Here is an 18,395-nt window from a genome sequence, read left to right as displayed (position 1 = left end):
TGCTTCCACTGCGCGGCAAAGAGTTTCTGCGAGCGCGAGCCGATCACACCGGCAATGACGGCAGAAAGCGGCAGTGCAATCAACGCGATCAGGGCCAGCTGCCACGACACGATGAACATCATGACGCCAATGCCCAAAACCGTCAGTGCCGACTGCACCAGCTGCGAGAATGCCTGCTGGAGGGCGGCCTGGATGTTGTCGACGTCGTTTGTCACCCGGGACATCAAGTCACCGCGCTGGCGGGTGTCAAAGTAGCCCAGCGGCAGGCGGTTGAGTTTACGTTCAATGTCTTCACGCAGCTTGTAAACAACCCTCATGACGAGGGCGTTGAGCAGATAGCCTTGCAACCACACAAGTGTCGAGGCCACCATGTACAGAACCAGCACTATGACAATGAGCCGGCTCAGTTCAACGAAGTCGATGCCTGCGCCGGGGACCATGTTGGCTTTGGCGAGCATGTCGGCAAACTGTTCGTTGCCGGCAGCCCGCTGCGCGGCGACCAACGTCTCCAGCGGAACACCTTGGGGCAGCTGGGAGCCAATCACCCCATTGAAGATGACGTCCATCGCCGCACCCAGAATTTTCGGGGCAATGACGGTCATGACCACTGATACCGTCACCAGGACCACAACCAGTGAGAACTGGGCACTTTCAGGTCGCAGCAGGCCCACCAACCGCTTGACTGAGGGCCAAAAGTGTTCGGCTTTTTTGGCAGGAGTTCCGCCGAACATGTCCCCATCAGCCTCAGTGGGAGTGTATTCAGGGACAAGTTCTTCCAGTGCCTGCGCCTCTGCATCACGTTCAGCAGTTTCTTTGGACCCGGCCGTGCTGGACGCCGCCGTGCTGGATTCCGCTTTGTTTTTACGCATCATTACCCCACACCCTCAACACTGAGCTGGGATTCAACAATTTCCCGGTAGGTGGCGTTGCTTTCAAGAAGTTCCTCATGTGTTCCGGCACCCACCACTTCACCGCCGTCCAGCACAATGATGTGGTCCGCTTCCCGGATGGTGGAGACGCGCTGGGCCACGATGATGACGGTTGCTCCCGTAGTGGCCTCAGCAAGGGATTCACGCAGCCGCTGGTCGGTGGCGACATCGAGGGCTGAGAAGGAATCGTCAAACAAGTAGATGCGTGGACGCGCAGCCAAGGCCCGCGCAATGCAGAGGCGCTGACGCTGGCCTCCTGAGACATTGATCCCTCCCTGCGCAATGGGAGTGTTCAACCGGTGGGGTTTGCCGTCTACAAAGTCTTTGGCCTGAGCCACTCGCAAGGCCTCCCACAACTCGTCGTCACCGGCGTCGGGGCGGCCGAACTTCAGGTTGCTGGCGATTGTGCCGGAGAATAGGTAGGGCTTTTGCGGCACGAGTCCCACGAGTTCCGCCATTTGGGAGCGGCTCAATTCGCTGACCTCCACCCCTCCGATGCGCACCGTTCCGGCCTGCGGATCAAAAAGTCGCGGGATCAGGTTCAACAGCGTGGACTTGCCGGAACCCGTGGAGCCGACAATCGCCGTCGTCTGTCCCTCGCGTGCGGTGAAGCTGACGTTGTTCAACACCGGGCGCTCAGCACCGGGGTAGCCAAAGGAAACAGCGGAAAATTCAACTTCGTGGCGCTCCGGCTGATCCGTCCCGGCCGGCACGGCCAAGCTGGGTTCGGCACTGAACACCTCATCGAGGCGTTCAGCGGAAATCGCTGCCCGCGGAATCATCATGACCATGAACACGCCCATCATCACGGCAACGAGTATTTGCAGCAGATATTGCAGGAATGCGGTCAACGAACCGATCTGCATTTGACCAGCGTCCACCCGGTGCCCGCCAAACCAGAGCACGGCGGCGGTGGCCAGGTGCAGGATCATCATGATCACCGGGAACATCAGTACAAACAGGTTGCCCACCCTGACCGAGACCTTCGTCAGGGCGAGGTTGGCATCCCGGTAGCGTCCGGCTTCATAGTCTTCCCGCACAAACGCCCGAATGACACGGATACCGGTAATTTGTTCGCGCAGCACACAGTTGACGGTGTCGATCCGGTCCTGCATTTCGCGAAACAGCGGCAGCAGCTTCACCACGAGAAATCCCACCACCGCGAAAAGCAGCGGCACCGACACCCAGACGAGCCATGACAGCCCCACGTCCTCTCGCAGGGCCATGATGATCCCACCGATGCACATGATGGGTGTGGAAACCATGAAGTTCAGCGCCATCAGCAGCAGCATCTGCACTTGCTGGACATCATTGGTGTTGCGGGTGATCAGCGTCGCCGTGCCAAAGCGGCTCACATCCAAAGCGCCCAAGGCGTTGACCCGGTAGTACACTTCACGGCGCAGATCGCGCCCGATCGCCATGGCCGTCCGCGCCCCAAAGTAGATCCCGCCGATGGCGCTCATCACTTGGATGAAGCACACCACCACCATGGTCACTCCGGTTGACCAGATGAAGTCGGTGTCACCCTTTGCAATGCCCTCGTCGATGATCCTGGCATTGAGCGTAGGCAAGTACAGCGCCGCAATGGTGGAGATCAATTGCAATACAAGTACTGCTGCGATCCATGCTTTGTACGGCTTTGCATGGCTGATGGAGAGCCGAAGGAGTTTCAATGCGAGATTCGATTCGAATATATATTTGAAGGATGGCGTAACGAACATTAAACATGTTCAGCACACCATGCACAAGAAATACTTTCCCTGCCCCACGAACAACGGCGGCGTGGATGGGCCCACGCACCCGAGGGACCCGCCGCGAGGGACGAGCGGTGGGAGGGCGCGGGGATTAGTTCAGCGGGCCGGTGGCCTTTTCCGCTGCGGCCCGGATGGCGCCGGAACCGACCAGCTGGTCCGCCTCCTCCAGCTCCGGGGAGAGGAACCTGTCAGCTCCGGGCCCGGGCACCGTTTGGCGAAGCAGCTCAATCACGGCGGCGCCTGCCGGGCCCGGGACCAGTACGCCGTCGGACATGGCAGTGCGCATGTCAATGGCGCGGGCGGCTGCGACGAGCTCAATGGCCAGCACGCGGCGCAGATTCTCCACGGAGCGGCGCAGCTTGCGTGCGGCGTGCCAGCCCATGGAGACGTGGTCCTCCTGCATGGCGGAGCTGGGGATGGAGTCCACAGAGGCGGGCACGGCCAGTCGCTTGGAGTCGGAGACCAGCCCGGCCTGCGTGTACTGGGCGATCATGAGGCCCGAATCCACGCCGGGGTCCCCCGCAAGGAAGGCGGGCAGGCCCTGTGAGCGGGCGGGGTCGAGCATGCGGTCGGTGCGGCGCTCGGCCATCGAGGCGACGTCGGCTGCAACAATGGCGAGGAAGTCCAGCACGTAGGCCACGGGGGCGCCGTGGAAGTTCCCGTTCGAGGACACACGGCCGTCCGGCAAGACCACGGGGTTGTCAATGGCGGCGGCCAGCTCGCGGGTGGCAACCATGAGCGCGTGGTCCACGGTGTCGCGCGCCGCCCCGGCCACTTGTGGGGCGCAGCGCAGCGAGTAGGCGTCCTGCACGCGGGAATCCCCCACCCGGTGCGAGGCCACGATGGGCGAATTCGCCAGTACGCGCAGCATGTTATCCGCGCTGACAGCTTGGCCGGGGTGCGGGCGCAGTTGCATGTGCAGCTCGGGCACAAACACCTGGTCAGTGCCCAGCAGCCCCTCGACACTGAGCGCTGCGGTGATGTCCGCAGTGGTGAGCAGCAGCTTCAAATCGGCGATGGCCATCAGCAGCATACCGAGCATTCCGTCGGTGCCGTTGACGAGCGCGAGGCCCTCCTTTTCCGCCAGTTCCACGGGTTCGATGCCCGCCTCGGCCAGTAGTTCGGAGACGGGCCGGGTGCCCTTGCTGCCAAAAAGCGTGCCGTCGGGCCCTGCCGCCTCGCCCTCACCCATGAGCACCAGCGCGCAGTGCGAGAGCGGGGCCAGGTCGCCGGAACAGCCGAGCGAGCCGAATTCACGCACTACAGGAGTGATGCCCGCATTGAGCACGTCCACCATGGTTTGCAGCACCACGGGGCGCACACCAGTGCGGCCGCTCGCGAGCGTCTTGGCGCGCAGGAACATGAGCGCGCGGACCACTTCGCGCTCCACGGCCGGGCCCATGCCGGCTGAGTGGCTGCGGATGAGCGACTTCTGCAGCTGCGTGCGCTTGCCCTCGGGGATGTGCCGGTTGGCCAGGGCGCCGAAACCGGTCGAAATGCCGTAGGCGGGTGTTTCGGAGTGTGCCAGTTTGTCAATGTGTGCCCTGACGCGTGCGACGCCGGCCAGCGCCTCGTCGCTGATCACCACCTTCGCATCATGGCGGGCGGCGGCGAGGACGTCTTCGAATGTGACGCCGGAGGAGGAGAGGAGAACTGTGTGGGGCAAAACGGCGGCGGCCATGACGGGTTCCTTTGTGGTTCGGTTGCTTGATTGCAACTATCCACGGTTTACCGTCGCCGCACCTCCTCATTTTGTGCCCGGGTGTCCGGCATCCCAGACCACCATATTTGCACATCAAACGGACGTGCGTACGGCCGCACTCTGCTCCGGGGGCTGATATGGTCCCAGGACCCCGCTATAGCAGGGTCCTGGGACCATATCAGCCCCCGTCTTCGCGCCAGTGGCGTATCAGCCGTCGCGGCGACCATAAATACGCCCCGACAGCTCTCCGGCCACCTTCTTCACCCGTTCAGCAAGGTCCGGCCACTGGTCGCCAGGTACCTTCTCAGCGAGGAACGTCACCGCCACTGCCGCAACAGGCCAGCCCAAGTGGTCAGGCACGGCGACCGCCACGGAGGCCAAGCCGTCCGTGACCTCTCCGTTCTCGGTGGCATATCCGCGCAGCCGCACCTGATCGAGGTGCGCGGACAGGGTGGAATACTTCACGATGGGGTTCGGGGCTTCAGTGCGCAAGGAGAACGCTGCCGTGTTGGGGTACAGCGCGCGGACCTGCGACTTGGGCAGCGCCGCCAAAATGGCCCGCCCGCTTGCCGTGAGATGGCTGGGCAGCCGCACGCCAACGTCCGTCACAAGGGATGGCCGGTTCTTGGCGCGTTCTTCCACAATGTAAAGGACATCGCGCCCGTGCAGCACAGCCAGGTGCGCGCTTTGCCCAATTTTGTCCACGAGCGCTGCCAGCAACGGCCGGCCCAAACGGGACAGGGGTTCCTGCCGGGAGTAGGCGCTGCTCAGCTCAAAGGCGGCAATTCCCAATCCATAGCGTTGTTCCTCATCCAGGTGCATGACGAAGCCGCTCTGCTCCATGACCCCCAGCAAGTGGTAGACGCTGGAGCGCGGCAGTTCCAGCGTGGTGGCGATGGTCGACGCGGCCAACGGTCCCCGCTTCGAAGACAACAGCTTCAAAATGCGCAGTGTGTTCTCCGCAGCCGGTACTTTCGACGGTGTGCGTTCTATGTTTGGCATGGCTCCCTTGGCATTGGACTGAAATCGCGTTCAGTCTTTGCACAATATAGAATATTGCCGTCTGAAATCCCAGATTCTAAACATAATATGGGCACTTTTGCGCCAAAATCAGGTGCTGGAGTGAGCCCCGCGACGGGAAATGGGCTGGCGGCAGGCCATTTCCGACAGCCCGCAATGTAAGAAAGCTCACGCATGAACTCCAAGGGATCCGTCCTGACCCGCGGCTTGAATGCCCGCCACATCCGTTTCATGGCGCTCGGTTCGGCCATCGGCACAGGTCTGTTTTATGGTTCCTCCAGCGCCATTCAAAAGGCGGGCCCGGCAGTTTTACTCGCTTACATCATTGCCGGCGCGGCGGTTTTCATGGTGATGCGGGCCCTGGGCGAATTGGCTGTCCGCCACCCCGTCTCGGGCTCCTTTGGACAGTATGCAAGCCGCTACCTCGGCCCGCTGGCCGGGTTCGTCACCGGCTGGACCTACGTTTTCGAAATGGCGATTGTGGCCATTGCCGATGTGACGGCCTTCAGCATCTACATGGGCTTTTGGTTCCATGACGTCCCACGCTGGATCTGGGTGCTGGCCATCATCTTCTTCCTGGCCGCCCTCAACCTGCTCAGCGTGAAGGTATTCGGCGAGCTGGAATTCTGGTTCTCCCTTGTCAAGGTTTCGGCCATCATCGCCATGATCGCCGGAGGCGCAGCCATCATTGTGTTCGGCTTCCAGTTCGACGGCGGCCAATCCGTTCCAGGGCTGGGGAACCTGGTGGCGCACGGCGGCTTCATGCCCAACGGTTGGACCGGGCTGCTGGCGGCCTTTGCCGTGGTGATGTTCGCCTTTGGCGGCATTGAAACCATTGGCGTGACAGCTGGCGAAGCTGCGGATCCCGGCAAGAGCATCCCGGCGGCCGTGAACACGGTCCCCGTGCGTATTCTACTGTTCTATGTGCTGACCATCGGCGTACTCATGAGTCTGGTCCCGTGGCAGGACATCACGGGCGAGAGCAGCCCGTTCGTCCAGATTTTCGACTCCCTCGGCCTCCCCTTGGCCGGTCACATCCTCAATGCGGTGGTCATCACTGCAGCCCTCTCCGCCGTCAACAGTGACATCTTTGGTGCCGGACGCGTGTTGTTCGGCCTTTCGCAGCAAGGCCACGCACCTCAGATCTTCGCCAAAATTTCCCGCGCAGGCGTGCCCTGGATGACCGTTGTCCTCATGACAGGGGTACTGCTGCTCGGGGTTGTTCTCAATGCCACCATCCCCGCGGACGTATTCCTGCTCATTGCCTCGATCGCCACGTTCGCCACCGTGTGGGTGTGGATCATGATCCTGGCCTCCCACGTGGCCATGAAGCGCGAGATCGCCCGCAACAACCTCGCCCCGTCCGAGTTTCCCGTCCCGCTCTGGCCACTGGCCTCCGTCTTGACCGCATTGTTCATGGCCGGCGTGCTGGCGCTATTGGGCCTCTACCCGGACACTCGCGTGGCGCTCTGGGTAGGCGGAGCGTGGCTGGTGCTGCTCGCCGTCGCGTTTAAGCTGTGGGTGCACGGGGACGGACGACGCCGGGCCCACCTCCCCGATGAGTCGGCACCTCTCCCCGCGGCTGCTGATACGGACGCTCCGGCACTCACGTAGGCTGCGTTGACGCGTGAATCCCAGCTGGCTGAGCGTCAGTCGGGCTCGGCGTCGCTGAGAATCGTTGCGCTGCGGCCAAAGTGGCGGACCTTGGCGTCGTCCCACAGCTGGGCGGGCATGGCACCACCGAGCAAAACCCGGGCCAGGCCCGCACCGTCGCCCAGGGGCGCATCACTGCCGGCGATGATGACATTGCCGGAACGCCGGCCCTTGAGCATGGGTGGGTCGGCAATGATTACGGTGTGCTTGAAGGCTGCGGCAATCGTGGCGGCTTCGCGGCGGGCCGTCGTGAGCGCGGGTGAATCCCCGCAGTTCACGACATATACGCCACCAGGAATAAGCACGTTTTTGGCGGCCGTAGTGAACTCAGCCGTGGTGAGCGGGTACGGGGTCTTGGCTCCGGCAAAAACGTCGCGAATGATCAGGTCGCGGCTGGCTTCCGTGAGCGATTCCGTGACTTCACGAGCCTCTCCCACACGAATTTTCAACAAGGGGGCACGGGGCAGGTCGAACCAGTCGCGGACGTAGTTGGCCAGTTTTCCATCGATTTCCACAACAATATTGCGCGAATTCGGGTAGGCGGCAACGAGGTAGCGCGGCATGGAACAGGCCGCCCCTCCCAGGTTCAGTGTGCGCAGCTTTTCCGCGGCTTCCCATCGATCGTGCACCAGGGCAATGATCCAACGCATGTACTCGAACTCGAGTCGAAGCGGGTCTGCCAGGTCCACGTGGGAGCTTTGTGCGCCGTTGAGCATGAGCAGCCAACCGTGGGGGTTGTCGCCGTCGGGGATCAGCTCTGCCGTGCCGGTGTCGGTTTGAAACGTGCCGGCGACGGGTCCCTTGCCCACGGTGACTGGTTCCACCCCAACATTCTTTGGTGTGCGCTGGCGCCCCATTAGGGGTTCCCGCAGTTGAGGAGGATGGCGGCAGTCAGCGAAATAGTCACCCTGCCAGCGTAGTGCAGGGTCAGCGCACGACGGCGATCGCGAATCCGTCCCAGCCCTTGGTCCCCACCGTTTGAATGGCTGTTGCGTCAAGGTCGGGGCTGCTGCCCATGAAGTCGAGGGATGCCCGGATGGCGGCCGCGTCGGGGTCCTTCCCCGGCGCCAGGATGGTGCCCTCCCAGATCATGTTGTCCACAACAACCACGGTCCCGGGCCGGCCCAGCTTGACCGCCCATTTCAGGTACTCGATGTTGTTGCCCTTGTCTGCGTCGATAAAGACGAAGTCGTAGGGCTCCACGCCAACGAGGGTGGGCAGGGTGTCCAAGGCAGCGCCTATCCGGATGTCCACGTTGTCAGCAAAGCCGGCGGCAGCAATGTTTGCCTTCGCCACGGCAGCATGTTCGGGCAGAAATTCGCATGTGGTGATGTGGCCGTCGTCGGGCAGTCCGCGAGCTAGCCAAATGGTGCTGAAACCAGCCAGCGTGCCTATTTCCAACACGCGCCTAGCCCCTTGTATGCGGGCCAGCAGCATGAGCAGTTTCCCTTCCGTCGGAGCCACCTCGATGCGTGGCATGCCGGCGTCGTCGATGCTGCGCAGCACCCTGTCCATGCTGGAACCACCCTGTACAAGCGTGGCGGACAAATAGTCCTCAACATCGGCCCAGCCAAGCCGCCTCTGATGCTCAACCATAGGCCCAGCCTAGTGCCGTTCCGGCTTTAGGCAGGCACCAATTCCCGCGGCACTTCAGGCTGGGCCACAAGGCTGGCGACAGACCCGGTTGAAGTGTCGCCGTGCGGCGGCACTTCTTTCCTGCCGTTCACCGGCTTGAACCTGTCAATGACTGCCACAACTGCCAGTGACACGGCCCCCCAAATGGCGAAGTTCAGCAGCGCACCACCCACCACGTCGCCACCGAAGTACAGGATTGAACGCGTCGCTTCCACGGCCGCAGGCATTGGGAGGATGTCGTGCAGCACCCGGAAGATCTCCGGTTCCATGTAGACCGACAGTGCCCCGCCAGAAGAAGGCACACCCAGGAACATCAAGATGGCTACCACCGGGATGATCGACAGCATGCCGATGAGCCGTTCAAACACTGTGGCGAACATGGCCATGGCGAAGATCGCCACGGCACCAGTGCCAAACAGTGCCCAGAAGTGCCCGTCAATGGCCCTCACCATGGGCCCGGCAATCATGTAGAGGACAGCGGACATGAATACGGACCAGGCGGCAACGATTGGCAGGAGCTTGCGCAGCGGCCGCGAAGCCGGCGCCGCATTGGCACCCACCACGATGATCATGAACCCTGCCATCATCCAGCCCATGGCCATGTACATGGCCACCGTTCCGGCGCTGTCGCTGTCCGGCAGCGGCGCCACGTTTTCGGTGTCCAAACCCATCTGCTGCCCTGCGGCCACTTGACCGAAGATGGTGGTGACGAGTTGTTGTGCGCTGGAGCTGGCCGCCTCATTGGTCAGCAACAGGGCGGCGCCGTTCGGTGCGGTGGGCAGCACCAGAGCGGCGCTGACCGTGCGGTCGCCAACCAGAGTGCGGGCTTCCTGTTCCGAATCCACGGCGCGCAGCTCAAACAGCCCCTGCATGCCGGCATCCAGCTTGTCCACCGCTTCCTGCCCAACTTCCATGGTGGCACCGACGACGGCGACCGGCATGTCACGCGGCGTCGGCTCGAACATGGCGCCGAGCATAAAGGAAATCATCATGGCTACCATGGCAAAAGGGAAGAACAACAGTGCGGCATAGCGCCAGAACCGCGTCTTGGGGCGGGGCCCGCCGTGAAGCGATTGGACAGCAACCATGGGAAGGGCCGCGTTCGGGTTCTTGCGTCGCTTGTTCGCGTCGAAGCCGAGCGTGAGGAGTAGTGCCAGCACGGCACCCACCGCGAGAACGAGCAAATAGGGTCCCGTTCCGGCACCGTCAAAGTACATGACGGAGCGCAGCGCCTCACCCAGTGCGGGGGTGGGCAAGAAGTTGTGCAGGAACGCATAGAGGTCAGGCATGGTGTAGACGGACATGCCCATGTTGGACGCCGGGACACCGAGCACCATCAGCAGGAACATGGCCGCGATGATGGCCATGGGTCCCATGAGCCGGGTCAGCAGCAATTGCACGGCGCCGACAGCAAACACGCCGAGCCAACAGACTCCCAGCACTGCCCATGCATGCCCCTGAACCACCCCCAGGAGTGGACCCGTCACGGCCCACACAAGACCGGCGGCGAGCGCCGCCCATCCGGCCAGCAGTGGCACGGCCCGGCGCAAGCGCAGCAATTCCGGCGAATTTGAAAGCGTCAGGCTGAACGGCAGGTACCCGGCCATGATCAAGGCCGTCGTCATGAACATGGCACCAAGCCCGGACTTGTCGTTATCCGGGAGCGGAGCAAGATCCTCGGCGTGCAGTTCCAGCCCCTGGGACATGATCTGCGGTGCCAGCAGCCCTGTGACGGCTCCGGCTTGGGAGGCACCGGCGGCTCCGGCGGTGTACAGCGAGGCATTGCCTTCACCGAGCACCACCGCTGCTGCAACGTCGCGGTCCACAACGAGTTTGCGGGCTTCTTCAGCAGTGGCTACGGTGCGGACATCCACTGCGTCCGGGTCAGCCAGCTCCAATGATTGGGCGAACTCCGCAGCGGCGGCAGGGGCCCCCGCCACTACGACGGGCATGTTGTTCGGCGTCGGCGAGTGCATTGCGGCCAGATATCCGCCCACCATCATGCCGACCATGATCAGCGGCATCATGAACATGGCGGTGTAGCGCCCGATTGTCTCAGCCCTGGCTCGCTTGCGTGCTGCAGCTTCCACCGCGGCTGGGCCATCGACTGATGATTCTACCGATGGTTCGTTGCCGTGTGCTTGGACCTTGCCAGACGCCTCCAGTGTGCGGAGTTCCCCTCCCGGAGGGTGGGTGCTGGGATTTTCTTCGGTGCTGCTCAAATTCGTACTCCTGTTGCTGCGCTCTAAGGTTGCATGGCTTCCCACATGGTCGGAAAGCGCCATTCACACACCACAAAGTCGTGGGGCAAGATGCAATTAGATCACTTTACGCCATGTGGCGTAAAAATGCACAACAGGTGGCCAGTGCAAACCTCATTGCCGTCCGCGATACGGTGGAGAATTGAAGGGAAGGTGGGATACATGGGACATCATGGAGACATGGCGCGTGAGGCTCTACTCGATGCGGCAGAGGAGCTATTTGCCCTGCATGGTGTGGATGCAGTTTCCAACCGCAAGATTGCTGAACACGTGGGAACGCACAACCACTCGGCCGTTGCCTACCACTTTGGCAACCGCGACAAACTCATCCACGCCCTGCTCGAACGGCACTTGCAAAGCATGGAAGGACGCCGGGCGGAGCTCATCGCAGATCTTCCCGCGGACGCAGATCTACGCTCCGTGATCGCGTGCCGGATACTGCCGTGGGTGGAGCAGCTTGCGGAAATGCCCCAGCCAAGTTGGCGCGCGCGGTTCCTTTACCAAGTGCGCACCGTCCCCTCCGTGTCCGAGGTATTGGCGTCTTCCTTCGAATCAAGCAACGATTTCGATGACTTGCTCCTGCGCATGCGCGAGGGTCTGCGCGAAATTCCACCGACCATTCTGCGGGCGCGAGCCGGTGTCCTGGGACATATGGCGCTGGGTATCTGTGCTGACTTTGAGGCGCAGCTGCAGGCTGGCACCCAGCAGGGCAGCTGGACATCCGTGGGCTACTTCCTCATCGACGCCGGGGCGGGCATGCTGGCCGCACCTGTCACCCACAGTGGGGACTTCCTGTCACCACAGAGCATGCCCAGCCTGATTTAGGTGCCCGTCCGGTGACGGACGGGCACCTGCAGCCAGCTACTAGCCAAGTTCACCCAGTGCGCTTTGTAGCCTCTCGATCTTTCCGGTGATTTCACCGGTGTGGCCCGGGCGGATGTCCGCCTTGAGGACAAGCGAAACACGTGAGCCGTACTGCCCAATGGCCTCGGTGGCGCGTTTTACAACGTCCATGACCTCATCCCACTCGCCTTCAATTTCGGTGAACATGGAACTCGTGCGGTTGGGCAGCCCAGAATCACGGACCACCTTGACGGCGGCAGCTACCGCCGTGTGCACGGAAGCGTCGTCGCCCGTGCCCGCTGGTCCATCGAGCGGGGTGCCGCTGGGTGCAACTGAAAACGCAACAATCATGAAGATCTCCTAGAGTTGAGGGCCGATGTTTGCATTCGGCCTGGTGTCCACTTCCATTATGGGCAGTTCACCCCATGGGAGGGTGCCTCCAGAGCGGATACGATGAAACCCATGCTTGCCTCATTGCTTTCGCTTCCGCTGGCCCCTGCCCCGGATCCTTATGACTACCGCTACGACGGCGCCTCAACGGCGGCCTCCATGGGTCTCGTCCTGATGATCATGGGCATCTATTTTATGATCTTCGTGGTCTTCTGGTTGGCGAACGGCTTTGCCTGGGCCGGTCTCTTCCACAAGGCGGGCCACCCGAAGTGGGCTGCCTTTGTGCCGTTCTACAATTCATGGGTCATGGTGAAGATTGCCGGTCGCCCCGAATCAAGTTTTTGGTTGCAGTTCATTCCCTATGCCGGAATTTACTGGATGATCGTCACCCTCAATGATCTTGCCAAGTCCTTCGGCAAGGACGTCGCCTATACGGTTGGCCTGATATTTGTCCCGGTGGTGTTCGCTGCCATCCTCTCCTATGGAGACGCCCGCTACTTGGGCCCGGCCTACGTCTCCCCTGCTCAGAAGCAGTACTGGCAAAACTATCCGCGGCAGCAGTACCCCGCCCAGCAGTACCCTGGCCAAGGGCAGCCCCAGTACGACCAGTCACACTACGGACCGCAGGACCCACAAGGCCAGTACCAGCAATATCAAGGCCAGCAATATCAGGACCCGCAGGGCCAGCAGTTTCAGGGCCAGCAGCCGGAATACCCCAGCCAGCAGGCCCCCCAGGCGCAGCCGCCGTACGGTTCAGGGCCAACCCAGCAGCCGTAGCCCGGCAGCGGCCGCAGCGCCGGCAAGAACCACCACGAGGAACGGTGCCTTGAGCCAAAGGGCGATCCCGGCCGCCACCAAAGCACCGATTCTGGCATCAAGCACCAGCGAGGTACCACTCGCTGCGGCGTTGACAACCGTCAGCGAGGCCAGCAGCCCGATGGTCAACGTTCCTGCCACCCGCGACATCCGCGGGTTGGCCAGGACCTTTGCCGGCACAAGGTAGCCCAGCAGCTTGGTCAGATACGCCAACGCGGCGGCAACAAGCAGCCAAAACCACATACTCACGGCTGTTCCCCTTCATTCCCGGCCACGAGGTGCCCCGTTCCTGCCGTTACGTTCCCGGTTCCCACCGCTGCGTGCCTGGGGCGCGTAACGACGTCGTGCTTGTATGGTTCAAGGTCCGGTTCCAGCCCGTCATCAACATGCCCCGCCGCATGGCCGGGCGTGCGGTCGCTGCGGAACCAGCCGATCAGCCCGGCCACGACGGCGGCCACCAGGATTGGCACACCCGGGGGTACCCACGGAACAGCCAGCAGCGTTGCAACGGCGCACACCACGGCGATCGCGGCAGGCTGGAATGCCTTGATGCGCGGCCACAACAAGCCGAGGAACGCCGCCACTGCGGCACCGTCAAGACCCCACTGTTTGGGGTCACCCAAGGCGTCACCAAGAACGGCGCCGGCGGCTGTCATGACATTCCACAACACAAAAATTCCCAGCCCGGCCACCCAGAAGCCGCGCTTTTGTTCCCCAGGATCGCTTTGGCCGGTTGCCGTGGCGGTCGACTCATCGATGGTCACGTGGGCGGCCGCAAATCGGCGCCAGCCCGTGGGCCGCAGCAACGCGTTGAGTTGCATGCCGTAGACCCCGTTGCGGATGCCCAGCAGGGCAGAGGCGCTCATGGCCGCAACTCCCGTGCCACCGGCGGCCACCACGCCAATAAACGCAAATTGCGAGCCACCGCTGAACAGCAACAGGCTCAGCACCATGGTTTGCCAAAAGCTCAGACCCGAAGCTACCGAGAGCGCACCAAAGGAAACCCCATACAAGCCGGTGGCGACGGCGATCGAGGCGCCAATCTTGGCAGCCGGGGAGTCCTTGAGCTTCATCCCCACCATGGTGTCATGTCTGCCTCCCTGACGGTGCACCGCAGGGGCGCACGGCCGGGAAGGCCCGTTCGGGTTGCCAGCCTATTGCCGCACGATGGCAATGGGCCTGGTGTGCGTGTCGATGGGTTCCGTGGACAGGCTCAGGCTTTCAGTGCCGTGGAGGGCATCCGCGGCCCGGACAAGCGCCAGGTGGGAGAAGGCCTGCGGGAAGTTCCCGGCCATCCGGCCCTGGGCCATGTCATATTCCTCACTGAGCAGACCCTCCTCATTGGCCAGCCCCACCAGCTTGTCCATCAACGTGACGGCCTCGGCGCGGCGGCCCGTGTGGGCGTACTGCTCCACCAACCAGAAGGAGCAGGCAAGGAATGGGTGCTCCCCTGGTGCCAGTCCGTCCAACCCTGACGCCGTTTGGTAACGCAAAATCAGTCCGTGTTCGTCGACAAGCTCTTCCTCGAGGGCCGCCACCGTGCCCAGCATCTCCGGGGACGTGTACTTCACAAAACCCACCTGCGGGATGACAAGCAGCGAGGCATCCGTGGAGGTTCCGCCGTACGTTTGGGTGAAGGTGTTCAGCTCCTTGTTGAAGCCATGTTCAAGAATTTCTTCCCGCAACTGCTCGCGTATGCTCTCCCAGTGCTCAACCGGCCCCGGCAGGCCGTGGTTGCGTACGGCGCGCACGGCACAGTCAAAGGCGGCCCACATCATGACGCGCGAATGGGTGAAATACAGCAGGTCCCCACGCATCTCCCAAATGCCGTGGTCCTTGTCCGTCAGGTGCTTGTCAATGAAACCCAGCATGGCTTGTTGCAGCGGCCAGGAGAAATGGTCTTCATGTCCACCGGCGAGCCGCAGCTTTTCCAAGGCCACCATGACTTCACCGACGACGTCGGCCTGGTATTGGCCCACTGCCCCGTTGCCGATGCGCACCGGCAGGGCGCCCTCGTATCCGGTCAGGTGGTCAAGGTCGCGTTCGGGCAGGTTCCGCTCACCTGAAAGCCCGTACATGATCTGCATGTCCTCGGGGTCCCCGGCCACGGCCCGCAGCAGCCAGTCGCGCCATTTCAAGGCCTCCTCGGCGTAGCCGTGCGTGAGCATGGCCTCGAGCGTCAGGGCCGCGTCCCGCAGCCAGCAAAAGCGGTAGTCCCAGTTTCGCGCTCCGCCAAAGTCCTCCGGCAGCGAGGTAGTGGGCGCAGCCACAATGCCGCCTGTGTCTGCATGCGTCAGAGCCCGCAACACCAGCAGGGACCTCTCCACCAGGCGTGCGTATTTGCCGTCCTGGTTGTACCTCTTGGCCCAGTCCTCCCAGTATTTGCAGGTTTGTTCCAACGCCGGTTGCGTGTCAACGGCCTTGGGAACTGGGCGGTGCGAGGGGTACCACGTCAACTCCTGCACTGCCTTCTCACCGGCTTGCACCGTGAACGTGCCACCGTGCAAACGGCCCACGGCGTGCGGCAGGTGGTCTCCACGCAGCACCACTGCGTCCGGTCCGGCGACACCAACGATTGCTTCCGTGCCGTCTTCCTCCTCCACCCGACGGATCCAGGGCACGATCTTGCCGTAACCGGGGCGGAAGGTAATTTCCTGGTTGAATTCTACGCTTCCACTCACCCCGTCGATGCGGCGCACAATGGACGCCCGGCGATCCCCGATCGGCATGAAGTCAGTGACACGTGCAGTGCCTTCGGGAGTTGTCCAGAGCGTTTCCAGCACAAACGTCCGCCCGAGATAGTTGCGCTTTTCAACGGCTGCTTCAGGGTGTGACGGTGCCATGAGCCAGCGTCCGTTGTCAGTGGTGCCCAGCAGTGCCGAAAACACTGCGTGGGAGTCAAAACGCGGAAAACACAGCCAGTCGATGCTCCCATCACGGCCCACAAGGGCGCCGGTGTGCAGATCGGAAAGCAGTGCATAGTCTTCAATTCTCGATGCCATGGTTCCATGCAACCACATGGAACCGGGCGCTGCTACATGAACGGCAAAGCTGTCAGAGTTGAACGGATCACTGCGGGCACGTTGCTTGTCACCTGTGTCACCCCGTGGCTCAGGCACAGTTGCAGATCATCAGCGGTGTCAACGGTCCAAACTCGCAGGACACGGCCAGCTGCCACCCACCGTGCGACGTTGCCAGGGTACGCCCGCACGTAGCCGACGCCCGGCCCGGCAAGGTGGGCGACGCCGTCGTCCAATAACTTTTCCCCCGCAGCCACGGCCTCAATAGCAGGGGCTGTGGCGACCTCCAGCAGCTGACACAACTGTTCCGCCGGGACGTGGTGGGCTAAATATGCCACTGCTTCCGGATGGAAGCTCATGAATGACACCTCCACATTGCCGACCTGTCCGCCGTCGTCGCTCCATCCGTGGCCGCGCAACTCCTCCAGCGCGGCCTCAACAAGAGTGGGGTCAAAGAGTGCACCGTATTTGAACTCGATGGCCAGCCCCACAGGTCTGCCGGCGTTGGCCAGGATGTGCAGCAATTCCGACAGCGTCAGCAGCTGTGTGGCGGTGGTGCCGAACTCGGGAGGGAGCGGTGTAGTGTGCCAGCTGCTGAAATCGAGCTCCCGAAGCTGCGCGAGCGTCAGTTCGGAGACGGGTCCGGTGCCGTTCGAGGTCCGGTCCACGGTGTCGTCGTGCAGCAGGATCAGTTCCCCGTCGGCGCTGAGGTGAACGTCGCATTCAACCCCGTCGGCGCCGTCGGCCAGGGCCTGAAGGTAGGCGGCGCGGGTGTGCTCGGCAAACGCGGCGCTGGCACCGCGGTGGGCGTAGATCTGAACCGTCATGGCTCCACGCTACGCTTGCTTCATGGCGCAAACACAACAACTTGGCTCAACGGGTTTGGCAAAGGTTTCGAAAACCGACGCGGAAAAGGCTGCGGCCCTGCGATGGATGAAGCGCTTCGCCCTGTCCCTGCTGCTCTTCATGGCAGTGGTGTTTTGCGTGGCCTTCGCCCTGGAGCCCCAGTACCCGTGGCTTGCCTACGTCCGGGCTGCGGCCGAGGGCGGCATGGTGGGCGCGCTTGCCGACTGGTTTGCCGTCACAGCACTGTTCAAGTACCCCATGGGCATCAAAATCCCGCACACGGCCATCATCCCGAACCGCAAGGATGAGATCGGCGTTTCACTGGCTGACTTTGTGGAAAACAACTTCCTGTCAGAGGCCGTCGTGGCCGAGAAGCTCGCCACCACCGAAATCGCGCAAAAAATAGGTGCATGGCTGGCCAAGCCTGCAAGCGCCCAGCGGGTGGCAAAGGAGGGTGCAGCAGCCCTGCGCGGGGCCATGGCAGTGTTGAAGGATGAGGACGTCAAGGACGTCATCGAAGCCATGGTGCGCAAGCATGTGCTTGAGCCGCCATGGGGTCCGCCCATTGGCAAGGTGGCCGAGCGTATTTTCGCCGACGGCCACCACCATGCCCTGGTCGACTTGCTCATTGACCGCTCAACCACGTGGATCCGCAGCAACCACACCACCATCAGTGGCTTGGTGACAGACCGCTCCCCCAGCTGGGTGCCACAGTTTGTGGACGGCATGGTGGGAGACAAGATTTACGCCGAGATTTACAAGTTTGCCCGCGCCGTGCAGGATGACCCGCAGCACGAAGTCCGGCTGAAACTTGATGAGTACCTGAAAGATCTGGCCCAGGAGCTCCAGCATGACCCGGCCATGATCGCCAAGGCTGAATCCATCAAAAAGCAGGTCCTGGGTGACCCGGAAGTGCGTGACTTGGCCGCACGTACCTGGAGCACCATCAAGACGGCCATTACCGACGCCGCGGAAGACCCAAATTCCGAGCTGCGCCTGAAGTTCACGTCAGTGGTGCAGGAGTTTGGCACCAGACTGATCGAGGACTCGGAGCTGGCAGACAAGGCGAACAAGTGGATTTCCGACGCGGCCGCGTACCTTGTCGGCACGTACAAACATGAGATCACCTCGCTCATCTCCGACACCGTGGGGCGATGGGACGCTGTGGAAACCAGCCAAAAGATCGAGCTGCAGGTCGGTCGGGACCTGCAGTTCATCCGCATCAACGGCACCGTCGTTGGCTCCTTGGCCGGCCTGGCCATCTTCGCCGTCGCAACGCTGATCTTCGGCTAGTCATGCACAGCTGAGCGGCCTACGCTTCCGGTGTAGGCCACCCCGAGCCTGAACACGGCCCACAGAACACCGGTCACCGCGGTTGCGATGAGCAGCAAACCAATATCGGGCTGGAACAGTAGTGTGGTGGCGAGCGGAGGCCCACCCAGCTTCGGTACCAGAGTGAAAACAATCCACGCTGCAACAAGCATGGACGGCAGAGGGAACCACAAACTGAACAGGCCAACAATGCC

17 protein-coding genes are annotated in these 18,395 nt (G+C 62.4%); 4 read left to right on the top strand and 13 right to left on the bottom strand.

Translation table 11 applies throughout. From position 1 onward, the window contains the following. From Q4P21_RS12890 to Q4P21_RS12875, 4 genes are all read right to left on the bottom strand, one after another. Positions 1 to 869 (bottom strand): ABC transporter ATP-binding protein (locus tag Q4P21_RS12890; RefSeq protein ID WP_303389160.1); only part of this gene is annotated, 869 nt, incomplete at its 3' end. Positions 870 to 871: 2 nt separating this feature from the next. Then, a complete protein-coding gene (locus tag Q4P21_RS12885) occupies positions 872 to 2,602 on the bottom strand; it encodes an ABC transporter ATP-binding protein (protein ID WP_303389159.1) in 1,731 nt (576 codons plus the stop codon). Positions 2,603 to 2,774: 172 nt separating this feature from the next. Beyond that, positions 2,775 to 4,364 carry a histidine ammonia-lyase gene (gene hutH, locus Q4P21_RS12880; protein ID WP_303389158.1) on the bottom strand — a complete coding sequence of 530 codons (1,590 nt, stop codon included), beginning with the start codon at positions 4,362 to 4,364 and terminating at the stop codon, positions 2,775 to 2,777. Between the two features lie 228 nt (positions 4,365 to 4,592). Beyond that, positions 4,593 to 5,387 (bottom strand): IclR family transcriptional regulator, encoded by a 795-nt coding sequence (locus Q4P21_RS12875; protein ID WP_303389157.1) that lies wholly within the window; start codon positions 5,385 to 5,387, stop codon positions 4,593 to 4,595. Positions 5,388 to 5,579: 192 nt separating this feature from the next. Between Q4P21_RS12875 and Q4P21_RS12870 the strand changes: the two genes are divergently transcribed. Beyond that, positions 5,580 to 7,019 (top strand): amino acid permease, encoded by a 1,440-nt coding sequence (locus tag Q4P21_RS12870; RefSeq protein WP_303389156.1) that lies wholly within the window; start codon positions 5,580 to 5,582, stop codon positions 7,017 to 7,019. A gap of 35 nt (positions 7,020 to 7,054) precedes the next feature. Here the strand turns inward: Q4P21_RS12870 and Q4P21_RS12865 are convergent, their stop codons facing one another. The 3 genes from Q4P21_RS12865 to Q4P21_RS12855 all read right to left on the bottom strand — a co-directional run bounded on the left by Q4P21_RS12865 (position 7,055) and on the right by Q4P21_RS12855 (position 10,915). Further along, complete coding sequence (locus Q4P21_RS12865; protein WP_303389155.1) at positions 7,055 to 7,915, bottom strand: spermidine synthase; 861 nt, start codon at positions 7,913 to 7,915, stop codon at positions 7,055 to 7,057. A gap of 70 nt (positions 7,916 to 7,985) precedes the next feature. Further along, positions 7,986 to 8,654, bottom strand: coding sequence for an O-methyltransferase (locus tag Q4P21_RS12860; RefSeq protein ID WP_303389154.1), 669 nt, complete (start codon positions 8,652 to 8,654; stop codon positions 7,986 to 7,988). A gap of 26 nt (positions 8,655 to 8,680) precedes the next feature. Further along, on the bottom strand, positions 8,681 to 10,915 hold the full coding sequence (locus tag Q4P21_RS12855; RefSeq protein ID WP_303389153.1) for an ABC transporter permease: 2,235 nt from the start codon (positions 10,913 to 10,915) through the stop codon (positions 8,681 to 8,683). 201 nt (positions 10,916 to 11,116) lie between these two features. On the opposite strand from Q4P21_RS12855, the gene Q4P21_RS12850 reads away from it, so the two are divergent. Next, positions 11,117 to 11,779 carry a TetR/AcrR family transcriptional regulator gene (locus tag Q4P21_RS12850; protein WP_303389152.1) on the top strand — a complete coding sequence of 221 codons (663 nt, stop codon included), beginning with the start codon at positions 11,117 to 11,119 and terminating at the stop codon, positions 11,777 to 11,779. 39 nt (positions 11,780 to 11,818) lie between these two features. On the opposite strand, the gene Q4P21_RS12845 is transcribed toward Q4P21_RS12850, so the two are convergent. Next, positions 11,819 to 12,148 (bottom strand): thiamine-binding protein, encoded by a 330-nt coding sequence (locus tag Q4P21_RS12845; protein WP_303389151.1) that lies wholly within the window; start codon positions 12,146 to 12,148, stop codon positions 11,819 to 11,821. 111 nt (positions 12,149 to 12,259) lie between these two features. On the opposite strand from Q4P21_RS12845, the gene Q4P21_RS12840 reads away from it, so the two are divergent. After that, on the top strand, positions 12,260 to 12,964 hold the full coding sequence (locus Q4P21_RS12840; RefSeq protein WP_303389150.1) for a DUF5684 domain-containing protein: 705 nt from the start codon (positions 12,260 to 12,262) through the stop codon (positions 12,962 to 12,964). Here the strand turns inward: Q4P21_RS12840 and Q4P21_RS12835 are convergent. The 4 genes from Q4P21_RS12835 to Q4P21_RS12820 all read right to left on the bottom strand — a co-directional run bounded on the left by Q4P21_RS12835 (position 12,941) and on the right by Q4P21_RS12820 (position 16,850). Next, on the bottom strand, positions 12,941 to 13,252 hold the full coding sequence (locus Q4P21_RS12835; protein WP_303389149.1) for an AzlD domain-containing protein: 312 nt from the start codon (positions 13,250 to 13,252) through the stop codon (positions 12,941 to 12,943). The genes Q4P21_RS12840 and Q4P21_RS12835 overlap by 24 nt on opposite strands. Then, entirely contained in the window at positions 13,249 to 14,076 is an 828-nt protein-coding gene (locus Q4P21_RS12830) for an AzlC family ABC transporter permease (protein ID WP_303389161.1), read from the bottom strand. The genes Q4P21_RS12835 and Q4P21_RS12830 overlap by 4 nt, the downstream gene beginning before the upstream one ends. 81 nt (positions 14,077 to 14,157) lie before the next feature. Then, positions 14,158 to 16,023 (bottom strand): glycoside hydrolase family 15 protein, encoded by a 1,866-nt coding sequence (locus Q4P21_RS12825; protein ID WP_303389148.1) that lies wholly within the window; start codon positions 16,021 to 16,023, stop codon positions 14,158 to 14,160. 14 nt (positions 16,024 to 16,037) lie between these two features. Then, positions 16,038 to 16,850 carry a glycerophosphodiester phosphodiesterase family protein gene (locus tag Q4P21_RS12820; RefSeq protein ID WP_303389147.1) on the bottom strand — a complete coding sequence of 271 codons (813 nt, stop codon included), beginning with the start codon at positions 16,848 to 16,850 and terminating at the stop codon, positions 16,038 to 16,040. Between the two features lie 22 nt (positions 16,851 to 16,872). Here Q4P21_RS12820 and Q4P21_RS12815 point away from each other — a divergent pair, with 22 nt between their 5' ends. Then, entirely contained in the window at positions 16,873 to 18,162 is a 1,290-nt protein-coding gene (locus Q4P21_RS12815) for a DUF445 domain-containing protein (protein WP_303389146.1), read from the top strand. On the opposite strand, the gene Q4P21_RS12810 is transcribed toward Q4P21_RS12815, so the two are convergent. After that, positions 18,159 to 18,395 (bottom strand): hypothetical protein (locus tag Q4P21_RS12810; RefSeq protein ID WP_303389145.1); only part of this gene is annotated, 237 nt, incomplete at its 5' end. The two genes, Q4P21_RS12815 and Q4P21_RS12810, sit on opposite strands and share 4 nt — an antisense overlap.

The sequence above is a fragment of the Arthrobacter sp. genome, assembly GCF_030540645.1.
Classification (GTDB): domain Bacteria; phylum Actinomycetota; class Actinomycetes; order Actinomycetales; family Micrococcaceae; genus Specibacter.
Note: the sequence above shows the minus strand (reverse complement) of the source record. Positions and strands in the feature narration are given on the sequence as shown.